Genomic DNA, 12,947 nt, shown 5'->3' on the forward strand with positions numbered 1-12,947 from the left:
TTGCTTGGATGGATGTAGCTTATTAGCTTTCATTTATTGGATAAACAATCATAATAGATACATTTTGTATCAATTAAAGAGACAATATGGATAGGCTAACGGCAATACGTAGTTTTGTAGAAGTGGCCAATTGCAAAAGCTTTACGCGGGCTGCCGAACAACTTGGGCTAACGCGTTTGCAGGTTTCAAGACATGTGCAAGAGGTCGAGCAATGGCTTGCGCAGCGTCTGTTGCATCGGACAACGCGTAAAGTCAGCTTAACTTATGCCGGTGAGCAAGCCTATGGTCATTGCCAGCGTATTTTGGACGAAGCGGCGGCGTTAACGTTGACGACTGGACGATTACAGGGCGCCTTAACCGGTCGCATTCGAGTCGCTGCGCCAATCGGGTTAGCGCAAGGGATCCTTGTTGCGCCAGTAACGCAATTTACCGATGCGCATCCAGAGGTCGTCATTGAAGTGATTGCCTCCGACCAATTTACGCCCTTAGTGGATGAGCGGGTCGATATTGCGCTGCGCTTCACACCTCAGCCAGATGAACATTTAATTGCCCGCAAACTCATGGCCATCGATTCTATAGTGTGTGCATCACCGGCATATATAGCCCACGTGTCGCAGCCTAATCACCCGAGCGATCTCAGTGATCACCCGTGCTTAATTCATGTCAGCGGTGATCATTGGCAGTTTATTAAAGACAGTCGCCGAGAAGAGATAAGAGTGAGTGGGCCGATTCACGCCAACGACTTAGGCACCTTGGTCAATGCGGCGCGAATGGGAAAAGGGATTGTCCGTGTGCCATGTGATTTAGCCAATCCCTATGTGGAGCAGGGGGAATTAATACCTTTGCTGACCGATTACCGCTTACCGCCCAGTGCACTGTGGGCGGTCTATTTATCGCGTAGTTATCAACAGCCTGTCGTGCGCCACTTTATCGATCACTTGGCAAGCTGTTGGCAGCATGATATCCAAGCTCCCATTGATGGGTCAGATGCAGCGCATCAGTAAAGGCATCATCATGGCTGACCAATATATAGGCACCTTGATAATGATTAAGCGCGTCGACCAGTGCGTGTTTGGCTGAGATGTCGAGATGATTGTCTGGCTCATCCAACAATAATAGTGGCTGGGCGTGCTGGTGGGCTACCGCTAACATAGCTACTTTCATCTTCTCGCCACCGCTTAAACTATCAACCGTTTGATAAACGCGATCGCCACGTAACCCTAAGCTAGCAAGGCAGGTTCGAGCATCCGACTCTGACAAGTCGCTATGATGGCGCAAACAAGATAGCAGTGTTTGTTTGGGGTCCAGTAGTGAGAAGTGTTGATCTAGATACACACAGTCACCGACAACGTCGATTGAGCCGCTGACAGGCGCGTGATGACCCATTAATGTCCGCAGTAACGTGGATTTTCCTGCACCGTTTCTCCCTGTTAGTAGCCAATGCTCCCCCGCGTAGACAGACCAATCAAGCGGTTCAGTGTGTCCGAATGGCAACTGACACTGGGTGGCTTTTATAAGCCGTCGCCGTTTCATTGGCTCTGAGTGATGCATATACAGCGTTGGTTTGTTTTCCGGAAGCTGCGTATCCAGCGCGTCAAGTTGCTTTTGGTAACGTTTAAGTTGCTGAGAAAATTGTGTTTTCGCTCGAGACTTAGCGTCTTGCGCACTTTCTTTTTGACCATCTAGGATCAACTTTGCCTGACTTGACTTCTTACGTAACTGTTTGCCTTTTGCTTCGCGCTTCTGTGCCTTTTCAGCGCTTTGCTGCTGTTGACGTAACACCTGTTTATACTGTTGATTCAGGTGCGTGCGTTTCGCGATGAGTGCTTCCTGTTCTTGCCGTTGTGTGCGAATGAAGTCGTCATAGTTGCCCGTGTATTTTGCGATACCTTGTGGTGTTAAAGCATAGATAGCCCGCATGTGGCGAAGTAACTGTTGGTCGTGACTCACTGTGATCACTAAGCCAGGATAGCTTTCGATCCAGCTTACGAGCTTATAACGTGCGGTGCGATCTAGATGATTACTCGGTTCATCGAGCAATACGATATGTGCCTGGGAGTGAAAGACGCGATACAAACTCAACAAGGTCAATTGGCCACCGCTAAGCACATGCAAAGGTGCTGACAAAGAGGCATCAATACCTAACTGGGTCAGTGTTGCTTGATAGCGTTCGGCGATATCCCAGTCATCATTTACTTGCTCATAATGTGTTGGGTCGACGCTTCCAGCCTCAATGGCCGCCAACGCATGAAGCTTTTCGCTGATGCCAAGTACTTCAGCCAATGTTTGTGTCTTTGGGGCGGTAGTATGCTGTGATAGGTAAGCAATATCGCCATCGCGCTGTACATGGCCTGAATAATGAGTTCCTTGCGCGGATGGCAACGTATGACCTGCCAACAGTGCTAGGAGTAGTGACTTACCGGTGCCATTGTCTCCCACAAGGCCAATGGGGCCGTGCTCAAAGGTGATAGAGACAGGTTCAAACAATACTCGCCCATCGGGCAGCGTCACGCTGAGATCATGTGTAATAAGGTAAGGCATAAGGCCTCCTTTATGTATAGCAACACAAAGGGGAGGCGGTATGTGCTACACAGAAAACCTGCGTAGAGACAGTTTGGCAATAGAGAAAACGTAAGCCCAGTGACCATGAATACCGACTAACCCCAAGATACCGAATATAAAAACGGTGTAATGAGTGTTAGTTGTTCATTGGCACAGACTCCGCTAAAGAAAGGAAACAAAACTATATAATAGGCGACTGGGCGTCTGCAACCCCAGCCGCTTGTGCACTACAACGCGAGTTTAGTGAGGTAGTGATGGCTTAACGTCAGTGAGCGTGCCAGTGGTTTGGGTAGGGTGTCGATTTCGAGGCTATCAAGCAGGTTTTTCACATGCAGCCCGAGTTCGGTATCACCACTGATACTGAGTTGGCGCTGGAAAAACAGCGTATCCGGATCGCAATAGTGAGTCGCCATTTTCAAAAACGCTAACCAATCTCCCTCGATACTGGCGTCTTCTTCCCCCGATAAACCCACTAATAATTGGTTGCTTTCGTTCAGTGACACGAACCAATTGGCGTTGAGATCGCGCAAACCAATGCGAATGGTACGGCCAGCAAGAAAGTCGAACTCTTCCTCCGCCAGCGGCACGGCAAAAGCGGTATTCATCAATTTAGTCAACACCTGGGCCTGTAGCCCTTGTGGTAACTGAGTGATCGCTTTTAGGCCTGGTGTAATCAGATTGGGCTGAGGCAGTGGCAGAGCAAGGGGTTGTTGTGTGATTGGGTTAACGAGCATTTGGCTTTCCTTTGGTGCCAATGGTTGAGTGCCACTAGAGTAGCGAGGTTGGAGGCGCTGCCATTGGATCCGAGTCAAAAATGAGGAGGATTTTTGTGGCAACAGCGTCATTTATCGCGATTTTTATCCTCATGGGGAAGTGAGCTTGATACATATCAACCCCCCACATTGGCAACGCCCTTATCTTAGCCGGACAATCATAAAATGGAATGCAATGTTATGGAGCTCCTTTGTCCGGCGGGCAATATTCCGGCGGTTAAAAAAGCGATCGAACATGGCGCCGATGCGGTGTATGTCGGCTTAAAAGATGATACCAATGCGCGCCATTTTGCTGGGCTGAACTTCACCGACAGCAAATTGCAGCGTGCCAGTCAGTATGTGCATGACCACGGCAAAGACTTGCACGTTGCCATTAACACCTTTGCTCACCCCGATGGTTGGCGCCGCTGGCAATATGCGATTGATAGCGCCGCCGGAAATGGCGCTGATGCACTGATCCTTGCTGATATGGCCTGTTTAGATTACGCCGCCAACACCTATCCCGATTTGGATATACACCTTTCTGTTCAAGCATCCGCCACTAACGCTGGGGCGATCCGTTTCTATCAGCAGCAATATGGCGTTAAGCGAGTGGTATTGCCGCGGGTGCTGTCTATTCATCAGGTTAAACAACTAGCACGCGATACCGATGTTGACTTAGAGGTATTTGCCTTCGGCAGCCTGTGCATTATGGCCGAAGGGCGCTGCTATTTATCGTCTTATCTTACCGGCCAGTCGCCCAATACCGTGGGCGCTTGCTCACCGGCGGCATTCGTGCGCTGGCAAAATACTGAGCAAGGGCTGGAGTCGCGCTTAAATGGTGTCTTGATTGATCGGTATCAAGCCGACGAAAAAGCGGGGTATCCCACCCTCTGCAAAGGTCGTTTCTGTGTCGACGGCAACCGCTATCACGCACTGGAAGAGCCCACCAGTTTGAACACCTTAAGTGTCCTGCCTGAGCTTTATCGCGCCGGGATCAAATCGGTCAAAATCGAAGGTCGTCAGCGCAGCCCTGCATATGTGGAGCAAGTTGCACGGGTATGGCGTCAAGCGATTGATCGCTGTGTCGCAAACCCTGATGCGTTTGATATTGCACCGGATTGGGCGCATTCGCTCGATAGCCTTTCTGAAGGGGTGCAAACCAGTTTGGGTGCTTACCATCGCAAGTGGCAATAAGGAATTATGATGCAATTTTCTCTCGGGCCAATCCTGTATTACTGGCCCAAGGCTGAGGTTGAAGCCTTTTATCAAGCGGCGGCAGACAGCCAAGCCGATGTGATTTATCTCGGCGAAACCGTCTGTGCTAAGCGGCGAGAGCTGAAAACCAAAGACTGGATCGGGCTCGCGCGTGAGCTGGCTGAGTCTGGTAAACAAGTGGTGCTCTCGACCATGGCGCTGATTGAAGCGCCCTCAGAGCTGACCATGCTAAAACGCTACTGTGATAATGATGATATTCGCATTGAAGCGAATGACGTGAGCGCGATGCAATTTTTAAGCGAGCGTCGGCAGCCCTTTGTGGTGGGGGCGGCCATCAATTGCTATAACCCGCAAACATTAAAGCAATTTGTTGACCTTGGCATGACACGCTGGGTGATGCCGGTGGAGCTTTCGCGCGATTGGTTGGTGAATATGTTGAACGGCTGTGATGCACTGGGTATTCGCGACCAGTTTGAGGTGGAGGTCACTGGCTATGGTTACTTGCCACTGGCTTATTCGGCACGCTGTTTTACCGCGCGCTCAGAAAACCGTGCCAAAGATGACTGCGAGCTGTGCTGCCTAAAATACCCCAATGGACGGTTAACGGAATCCCAAGAGGGTCAAGCGGTATTTGTGCTGAACGGCATTCAAACCCAGTCCGGGCAATGCGCCAATCTCGTTAACGATTTACCGTCGATGCAAGGGCTGGTGGACGTGGTGCGGTTAAGCCCACTGTCGCTTGACACCTTGCAATGGGTAGACAAATTCCGTGCTAACCAAGCAGGCACCCAGCCGCAACCGCTCAACCACGATTGCAATGGCTATTGGCACCATTTGGCGGGCATGACACAAGTTTTAGATTAAACGCGATAACAAAAAYAGCCTGCGTAATCGGGTAGAGAGGTGAAGGTATGTTGTATTTAGAGTTCTTGTTCTTACTGCTAATGCTGTATATCGGCTCCCGATACGGGGGCATTGGGCTGGGCGTGGTCTCGGGAATCGGCTTGGTCATAGAAGTGTTTATCTTCCAGATGCCGCCAACGTCACCGCCCGTAACCGTGATGCTGATTATTCTTGCGGTCGTCACCTGTGCCTCTATCTTAGAAGCGGCTGGTGGCCTTAAGTATATGCTGCAAGTGGCCGAGCGATTATTGCGTAAAAATCCAAAACGCGTCACTTTGATTGCGCCGTTTGTCACCTATGCCATGACCTTTATGCTTGGTACCGGTCACGCGGTGTATTCCATTATGCCGATTATCGGTGATGTCGCGCTGAAAAATGGTATTCGTCCGGAGCGCCCCATGGCCGCAGCGTCGGTTGCTTCTCAAATCGCGATTACGGCGTCACCTATCTCCGCTGCGGTGGTGTATTACCTTGCCCAGCTTGCCGATATTCAACATGACATTACGTTAGTCTCGATTTTGTTGGTCACCGTACCCGCCACCTTGTTTGGTACCTTGCTGATGTCTCTGTACAGCTTGCGCCGCGGCAAAGAGCTGGATGACGATCCGGATTACCAAGCGCGCTTACAAGACCCGAAATGGCGTGAGCGTATCGAAAATACCACCGCGACCTCGTTAGATGAGGTATTACCCCGTTCCGCGCGCAATGCGGTGTTATTGTTCATTAGTGCCATCGTTACCATTGTGATTATCGCTATGTGGCCAGAAATTCGCACAGTGGCAGGGGAGAGTAAGGCCATCAGCATGTCAGTCGTCATTCAAATGATGATGCTCTGCTTTGGCGGCATCATCCTACTGGCGACACAAACCGATCCGCGCAATGTGCCCAATGGCGTGGTGTTTAAATCTGGGATGGTAGCGGCTATTGCTATTTTTGGGATTGCCTGGATGTCAGATACTTATTTCCAATACGCGATGCCGCAGTTTAAGTCTGGAATTGTGGATATGGTCACTCAGTATCCATGGTCTTTTGCTCTGGCCTTGTTTATCGTGTCAGTAGTTGTTAATTCACAAGCTGCCACCGCACGGATGATGTTGCCGGTAGGTCTTGGATTAGGGCTCGACCCTGCACTGCTTATCGGTATTATGCCGGCGGTGTATGGGTACTTCTTTATCCCCAACTATCCTTCTGATATTGCGACCGTGAATTTCGATGCATCTGGCACCACCAAAATCGGTAAATGGTACTTCAACCATTCATTCATGGCGGTTGGTTTAATTGGTGTGGTGAGCGCCTGTGCGTTCGGTTACGTGTTGGGGCAGATTTTTATCGCCTAATACGCAAAAGGATACGAAGAACAAGGGTGCAGGTGGGGCGTACCTCGGTTGAGGGCTTGGATGTGAATTTTGCCTGAATGTACAAATTGGTGACATGCATCATCAACATGCGCCGCATCTGTTTGCAACGCCTGGCCAAGTGGTCGGGCGTTTTAAGCCAAAGGAGCCAACATAATGATTGATAAACATACCGTGATGCGGGTTGCGCGGCCAACTGATAACTTAGCCGATATTACGAATATGTATTGTGAAGGATTAGGTTTTGAGTTGCTCGGGACCTTCTCTGGCCACAATGACTTTGATGGTGCCATTATCGGTCATCCGCATCACAATTATCACCTTGAGTTTACCCACCACCGCGGCACCCATGTTGGACCAGCCCCCTCACAAGAGAATTTATTGGTTTTTTATTTGCCGGATCACTCGGCATGGCAAGCCGCGTGCAAAAAAATCGAAGCGGCCGGATTTACACCGGTTTCGAGTTATAACAGTTATTGGGATAAAGACGGCTGCACCTTTGAAGATCTGGATGGTTATCGTGTGGTGCTTCAAAATCGCGAATGGGTATGGTGAATGTGAGTTAGCGCGTCTCTCATCAGCTCATAAGTTATTGGCTATTAACATTATTGGCATAACAGATTAGCGCTTTGTGTGATTGTCTATTAACGTTACTCATGTTTAGTTAGCAATAACTAATGATAGCGTCAGTGCGGCCTAGTCAGGTGTTTTAGCGTTCGCACTGATGGATAAAACATAAGGAGAAAGCAATGTCTCAGCAACGCTCAACGTCGGGCGGTCAATGCCCCGTGATGCATGGTGGCGCAACATCGGAAGAGATGGCACACAAAACCTGGTGGCCCAATGCACTTAACCTCGACATTCTTCATCAGCACGACACAAAATCAACGCCGTTTGATAACGATTTTGATTACCCGTCAGCCCTAAAAACCCTCGATATTGACGCACTTAAAAATGACGTTAAGTCGCTACTTACCGACAGTCAGTCTTGGTGGCCTGCAGATTGGGGACATTACGGCGGATTGATGATCCGCATGGCATGGCACTCGGCAGGGAGCTATCGCATTGCTGACGGTCGCGGTGGCGGCGCAACAGGTAACCAGCGTTTTGCACCTTTGAACTCATGGCCGGATAACGCCAACCTCGATAAGGCCCGTCGCCTTCTATGGCCGATTAAGAAAAAATACGGCAACAAAATTAGTTGGGCAGATTTGATCTTGCTCGCGGGCACGCTGGCGTATGAATCGATGGGGCTAAAAACCTATGGGTTTGCGTTTGGGCGTGAAGACATTTGGCATCCAGAGAAGGATACTTATTGGGGCGCAGAAAAAGAATGGTTGGCCCCAAGTGATGCAGAGAACAGCCGTTACTCTGGCGCACGCGATCTCGAAAATCCACTTGCCGCAGTGATGATGGGGCTGATTTATGTTAACCCTGAAGGGGTAGATGGCAACCCAGATCCGCTCAAAACTGCCCATGATATGCGTGTCACGTTTGAGCGCATGGCGATGAACGATGAAGAAACCGTCGCGCTAACTGCCGGTGGCCATACCGTGGGTAAATGTCACGGCAATGGCGATGCGAGCGTATTAGGACCTGAGCCTGAAGCGGCCGACGTTGATGAGCAAGGCTTAGGCTGGAACAACCACCAAGCGCGTGGCATTGGTCGCGATACGGTCACCAGTGGCATTGAAGGGGCTTGGACTACCCATCCCACGCAATGGGATAACGGCTACTTTTATCTCCTGTTTAACTATGAGTGGGAATTGAAGAAAAGCCCTGCGGGTGCCTGGCAGTGGGAGCCTATCGACATCAAAGAAGAAGATAAACCTGTTGATGTTGAAGACCCCTCGATTCGTCGTAACCCCATCATGACCGATGCCGATATGGCACTCAAAATGGACCCGGCCTATCGCAAAATCTCTGAACGCTTTTATCAAGACCCTGACTACCTGGCAGACGTCTTTGCCAAAGCCTGGTTTAAATTAACGCACCGTGATATGGGGCCCAAGTCACGTTACATCGGCCCAGATGTGCCGAGTGAGGATTTGATTTGGCAAGATCCCGTGCCTGCAGGACGTACCGATTATGACGTGGCAGCGGTAAAAGCAGATATTGCCAATAGTGACCTGACGTTGGCAGAGAAAGTGACCACCGCATGGGATAGCGCACGGACTTATCGCCAATCCGATAAGCGGGGTGGGGCGAACGGCGCGCGGATTCGCCTAGCACCGCAAAAAGACTGGCAGGGGAACGAGCCGGAGCGTCTGGCGAAGGTAGTCAACGTGCTGAGTAATATTGCTCAGAAACACCAGATTAGTTTGGCCGATACCATCGTGCTGGCAGGCAACCAAGGCATCGAAGAAGCGGCAAAAGCGGCTGGCGTCCCTGTCGACGTCTCCTTTGCGCCCGGCCGTGGTGATGCCACGCTTGAGCACACTGATGTGGATTCATTCGAAGTACTAGAGCCGGTCGCAGATGGGTTCCGTAATTGGCTGAAAAAAGATTACAACGTTCAGCCCGAAGAGCTCTTGCTTGATCGCGCCCAATTGATGGGACTCACCGCACCTGAAATGACAGTACTACTGGGTGGTATGCGTGTGCTTGGCACCAACTATGGTAGTGCCCCGGAAGGCGTATTTACCGATCGGGTCGGTGAGCTGAGTCATGACTTTTTCGTCAACCTGACGGACATGGCGTATCAGTGGAAACCTGTCGGCCGTAACCGCTATGAGATCATTGAGCGTAACTCGGGGGCAATGAAGTGGACGGCGAGCCGCGTCGACTTAGTGTTTGGCTCTAACGCCATTTTACGCGCCTATGCAGAGTTCTACGCGCAAGATGATAACCAAACCAAGTTTGTGCACGATTTTGTTGCAGCGTGGGTGAAGGTGATGAACGCTGATCGTTTTGATCTGGTCGCTAAGCAATGATTTAATCGTTACAAATTGTGATCACCAAGCCGCCTTTCATTGATAGGCGGCTTTTTATTTGTCTTAAATCAAGTCAGGGCTTGGTTGTTGTCGTGCTACAGGCAGGGTTTTAGTACAGTGAGCTGAGTAAATTCCATCCAATTCTTTTATCTTTACCATCTGACGGAGTGAATTATGCTAGAACTTCTCATTGGGCTAGTTGTAACCGTGGCTGTGGGTTACTTTATTGTCAAAGGTTATCGTCCTGCAAGCACTTTGCTGACCGCAGGGATTATATTACTGATCATCACAGGGATATTAGGGCACAGTGTTCTGCCGGCTAAATTAACGTCGACGGGCAATCTTTTTACTGATTCGCTGGAATATGTGAAATACATGCTGCAATACCGTGGTGGCGGCCTCGGGATGCAAATCATGTTGCTGTGTGGTTTTGCGGCCTATATGTCGCATATTGGTGCCAACAACGTGGTGGTGAAGCAGTTCTCTAAGCCGTTGTCGGTGATCAAGTCGCCCTATGTGTTGTTGGTTGCAGCCTACATTGTCGCTTGTTTGATGTCACTGGCGGTCAGCTCTGCAACTGGCTTAGGTGTGCTTTTAATGGCTACCTTATTCCCGATGATGACTGCGATGGGCATTTCTCGTCCCGCCGCGACTGCAGTGTGCGCGTCTCCTGCAGCGATTATACTTTCACCCACCTCGGGAGATGTGGTGATTGCAGCGGAAAAAGCAGGCTTACCGCTCCACGTGTTTGCGGTCGAAACCGTATTGCCGGTCTCTATTTGTGCGATTATTGTGATGGCCGCCGCGGCGTACTTTTGGAATAAATACCTGGATAACAAAGAAAACACGCCGATGGAGCGTGTGGACGTCTCCGAGATAGAAACTCACGCGCCAGGTTATTACGCCGCCTTACCTTTTCTGCCTATCATTGGAGTGTTTTTATTTAACGGTGAAACCATTCCGGGCCTCTATCTAGATATCTACACCATTGTGGTGCTCTCTATCTTTTTAGGTGCGCTCGTCGACTTCGCCACCAAACGTTTTAATGGTCGCAAAACGTTAGAAGATCTGGATGCGTGTTATGAAGGGATGGCGGATGCCTTTAAAGGCGTGGTGATGCTGTTAGTCGCTGCAGGGGTATTTGCACAAGGCCTTATGTCAATTGGTGCGATTGACAACTTACTCGGCTTAGCAGAAAGCGCTGGGGCAGGCGGTATTGCATTGATGATGCTGCTTACTTTACTCACCGTCGCAGCCGCTGTTGCCACTGGCTCTGGAAATGCACCTTTCTATGCGTTTGTTGAATTAGCACCGTCTTTGGCAGCGAAAATGGGCCTAAATCCGGCATTTTTGATTATCCCTATGCTGCAAGCCTCTAACTTAGGCCGAACCATATCGCCGGTGTCTGGAGTGATTGTGGCGACATCTGGGATGGCAAAACTCAGCCCGTTTGAGGTGGTTAAGCGCACCTCGGTACCGGTCCTGTGCGGGTTAATTACCGTGATTATTGGTACCCTTGTATTGGTGCCGATGATGGCGTAACGTCGCAAGGCATGAAACGCCCGCGTGCAAGTGCTCGCGGGCGTTTTTAATCGTATCACGCCGTAGACCAATACAGTTTTGGAAGAAAGCAACATGACTGCCCCGACCAAAATCACCTTTTTCTCCACCTTGACGCCCATGGTGGCCGCCGGTGTTAAAACCATCACCATTCGCGATGAATCTGAAAGTCACTATCAACCCGGTTCGCGCGTCGCGGTACATCAGCTAGAAACTGATCATTATGTATGTGACATTGTGATCGACAGCGTTGCTCCGCTAGCGTTCGAGGACATTAATGCCCGTCATGCTGAACAAGAGGGGATGTCGCTTACCGAGCTGAAGGCGCTGATTTTGCAAATCTACCCAGCGCGTCCCCCGTTGTTTGTGATTGATTTTCATCTGGCTTAACAGCTCGCGCTTGTTCGTCGTAGCGCGCCATTAAAAAGCGCCCGATAAACGGACGCTTGGTGAGTCAGTTGACTGATAGGTTTAGGCCGCTGAGTAACGTTTTGCCATATTATTCGCGGCTAACATGGCGTGATAGACATCCTCTTCGCTGACCGTCATTGGCATATTGCCCATGGTGTCACCTTCTGCACAAGCGATACGCGCAACTTCACGCCACTCTTCTTCAATAAAGGTTTTTAGTCCCATTTGCTCTAGCGTGAGTGGCAAACCCGCTGTTTTGATAATTCTAACCACATTATCAATTTCATCTTTAGGGGCGTTTTCCAGTACCAATTGCGTCAACAACCCAAAGACGACTTTTTCACCGTGCTGGGCATGGTGCAAATCAGCCACGGCGGTCATCCCATTATTTACGGCGTGCGCGGCGGCGAGACCGCCAGCTTCTGCGCCCACACCACTTAGATAAATTGTTGCTTCGATCATTTGCTCAAGTGCTGGCGTGCTTACTTTACTGGCTAGTGCGTCCATGGCGGCATCAATGTTTTCGCTGAGTAACTCATAGCAAAGCTGAGCGAGGCCAAGACCAGTGCGAGAGGGGCGCTTTTGGACCAAGTTAACGCCGTCGGCACGATAACAGGCGCGTGCTTCAAAATAGGTAGCCAACGCATCGCCTACACCCGCCGCAAAGAAGCGTGCTGGCGCATTGGCAATAATACCCGTATCGGCAATCACCGCATCTGGGTTTTGTGGCAAGAATAAGTAGCGGTCAAACTCACCGTCAGGTTTGTAGATCACTGACAAGGCGGTGCAAGGAGCATCGGTTGAGGCGATAGTGGGATATAAAATAACCGGTACTTTTCGCTCGTACGCGACGGCTTTGGCGCAATCGAGGGTTTTACCTCCACCAATACCGACGATCACATTGGCTTTTTGCTGTTCAGCGATACCGAGGTTACGGTCAATTTCTTGCTGGGTACATTCGTACTGAAATTTCTCGACATGGGCCGCCAAGCCCTCTGCGCGCTCAATGGCAGGCAGTGAGGTTTGGCTAACTTGATCGAGAAAGAACTCATCACAAATAATATACGCGTTAGAACCAAAGTCTTGAACGCTTTCCGGCAATTGTGCGAGTAAGCCTGTACCAATGATGAATTGTTTCGGAGACGTTACCGTGCGAGGGGTCGTTGCCATAATGAGCTCCATTGTTATCGTAAAGTTTCTTTATGCTAAGAGATATATAAGCTTACGCAGTTTCATAGAATAAGTATTTGATC

General features: G+C 50.1%; 11 protein-coding genes. 8 read left to right on the forward strand and 3 right to left on the reverse strand.

Annotated elements, in window-relative coordinates; translation table 11 throughout:
* The first annotated feature begins 86 nt into the window (after nucleotides 1-86).
* Nucleotides 87-1,004 (forward strand): LysR family transcriptional regulator, encoded by a 918-nt coding sequence (locus BZG80_RS13555; RefSeq protein WP_077679599.1) that lies wholly within the window; start codon nucleotides 87-89, stop codon nucleotides 1,002-1,004.
* Here the strand turns inward: BZG80_RS13555 and BZG80_RS13560 are convergent.
* Together BZG80_RS13560 and ubiT are read right to left on the reverse strand one after the other, a co-directional pair.
* Nucleotides 928-2,541, reverse strand: coding sequence for an ABC-F family ATP-binding cassette domain-containing protein (locus tag BZG80_RS13560; protein WP_077679600.1), 1,614 nt, complete (start codon nucleotides 2,539-2,541; stop codon nucleotides 928-930). The two genes, BZG80_RS13555 and BZG80_RS13560, sit on opposite strands and share 77 nt — an antisense overlap.
* A gap of 248 nt (nucleotides 2,542-2,789) precedes the next feature.
* A complete protein-coding gene (ubiT, locus tag BZG80_RS13565; protein WP_158011432.1) occupies nucleotides 2,790-3,296 on the reverse strand; it encodes a ubiquinone anaerobic biosynthesis accessory factor UbiT in 507 nt (168 codons plus the stop codon).
* Between the two features lie 219 nt (nucleotides 3,297-3,515).
* Between ubiT and ubiU the strand changes: the two genes are divergently transcribed.
* The 7 genes from ubiU (at nucleotide 3,516) to yqfB (ending at nucleotide 11,673) form a co-directional block, all read left to right on the forward strand.
* Nucleotides 3,516-4,511 (forward strand): ubiquinone anaerobic biosynthesis protein UbiU, encoded by a 996-nt coding sequence (gene ubiU / locus BZG80_RS13570; RefSeq protein ID WP_077679601.1) that lies wholly within the window; start codon nucleotides 3,516-3,518, stop codon nucleotides 4,509-4,511.
* A 9-nt stretch (nucleotides 4,512-4,520) separates the two neighbouring features.
* On the forward strand, nucleotides 4,521-5,396 hold the full coding sequence (locus tag BZG80_RS13575; RefSeq protein WP_077679602.1) for a U32 family peptidase: 876 nt from the start codon (nucleotides 4,521-4,523) through the stop codon (nucleotides 5,394-5,396).
* Nucleotides 5,397-5,443: 47 nt separating this feature from the next.
* The gene (locus BZG80_RS13580; protein WP_021023951.1) at nucleotides 5,444-6,772 is read left to right on the forward strand and encodes an anaerobic C4-dicarboxylate transporter; all 1,329 of its coding nucleotides are present in this window, start codon (nucleotides 5,444-5,446) and stop codon (nucleotides 6,770-6,772) included.
* A 174-nt stretch (nucleotides 6,773-6,946) separates the two neighbouring features.
* Nucleotides 6,947-7,345, forward strand: a complete 399-nt coding sequence (locus BZG80_RS13585) for a VOC family protein (RefSeq protein WP_077679603.1) — start codon at nucleotides 6,947-6,949, stop codon at nucleotides 7,343-7,345.
* Nucleotides 7,346-7,539: 194 nt separating this feature from the next.
* Nucleotides 7,540-9,723: a catalase/peroxidase HPI gene (katG, locus tag BZG80_RS13590; RefSeq protein ID WP_077677319.1), complete on the forward strand. Its 2,184-nt coding sequence runs from the start codon at nucleotides 7,540-7,542 to the stop codon at nucleotides 9,721-9,723.
* Between the two features lie 174 nt (nucleotides 9,724-9,897).
* A complete protein-coding gene (dcuC, locus tag BZG80_RS13595) occupies nucleotides 9,898-11,265 on the forward strand; it encodes an anaerobic C4-dicarboxylate transporter DcuC (protein ID WP_021023954.1) in 1,368 nt (455 codons plus the stop codon).
* 93 nt (nucleotides 11,266-11,358) lie between these two features.
* Nucleotides 11,359-11,673, forward strand: a complete 315-nt coding sequence (yqfB, locus tag BZG80_RS13600) for a N(4)-acetylcytidine aminohydrolase (protein ID WP_077461063.1) — start codon at nucleotides 11,359-11,361, stop codon at nucleotides 11,671-11,673.
* Between the two features lie 81 nt (nucleotides 11,674-11,754).
* Here the strand turns inward: yqfB and BZG80_RS13605 are convergent, their stop codons facing one another.
* Complete coding sequence (locus BZG80_RS13605; protein ID WP_021023956.1) at nucleotides 11,755-12,864, reverse strand: glycerol dehydrogenase; 1,110 nt, start codon at nucleotides 12,862-12,864, stop codon at nucleotides 11,755-11,757.
* Between the last annotated feature and the right edge of the window lie 83 nt (nucleotides 12,865-12,947).

It is taken from the genome of Salinivibrio sp. MA440 (assembly GCF_001996265.1).
Taxonomy (GTDB): Bacteria; Pseudomonadota; Gammaproteobacteria; order Enterobacterales; family Vibrionaceae; genus Salinivibrio; species Salinivibrio costicola.

Excerpts from the sequence above, each read along its gene's own strand:
- BZG80_RS13555 (WP_077679599.1), top strand. The coding sequence starts at position 87 with ATGGATAGGCTAACGGCAATACGTAGTTTTGTAGAAGTGGCCAATTGC.
- BZG80_RS13560 (WP_077679600.1), bottom strand. The coding sequence starts at position 2,541 with ATGCCTTACCTTATTACACATGATCTCAGCGTGACGCTGCCCGATGGG.
- ubiT (WP_158011432.1), bottom strand. The coding sequence starts at position 3,296 with ATGCTCGTTAACCCAATCACACAACAACCCCTTGCTCTGCCACTGCCT.
- ubiU (WP_077679601.1), top strand. The coding sequence starts at position 3,516 with ATGGAGCTCCTTTGTCCGGCGGGCAATATTCCGGCGGTTAAAAAAGCG.
- BZG80_RS13575 (WP_077679602.1), top strand. The coding sequence starts at position 4,521 with ATGCAATTTTCTCTCGGGCCAATCCTGTATTACTGGCCCAAGGCTGAG.
- BZG80_RS13580 (WP_021023951.1), top strand. The coding sequence starts at position 5,444 with ATGTTGTATTTAGAGTTCTTGTTCTTACTGCTAATGCTGTATATCGGC.
- BZG80_RS13585 (WP_077679603.1), top strand. The coding sequence starts at position 6,947 with ATGATTGATAAACATACCGTGATGCGGGTTGCGCGGCCAACTGATAAC.
- katG (WP_077677319.1), top strand. The coding sequence starts at position 7,540 with ATGTCTCAGCAACGCTCAACGTCGGGCGGTCAATGCCCCGTGATGCAT.
- dcuC (WP_021023954.1), top strand. The coding sequence starts at position 9,898 with ATGCTAGAACTTCTCATTGGGCTAGTTGTAACCGTGGCTGTGGGTTAC.
- yqfB (WP_077461063.1), top strand. The coding sequence starts at position 11,359 with ATGACTGCCCCGACCAAAATCACCTTTTTCTCCACCTTGACGCCCATG.
- BZG80_RS13605 (WP_021023956.1), bottom strand. The coding sequence starts at position 12,864 with ATGGCAACGACCCCTCGCACGGTAACGTCTCCGAAACAATTCATCATT.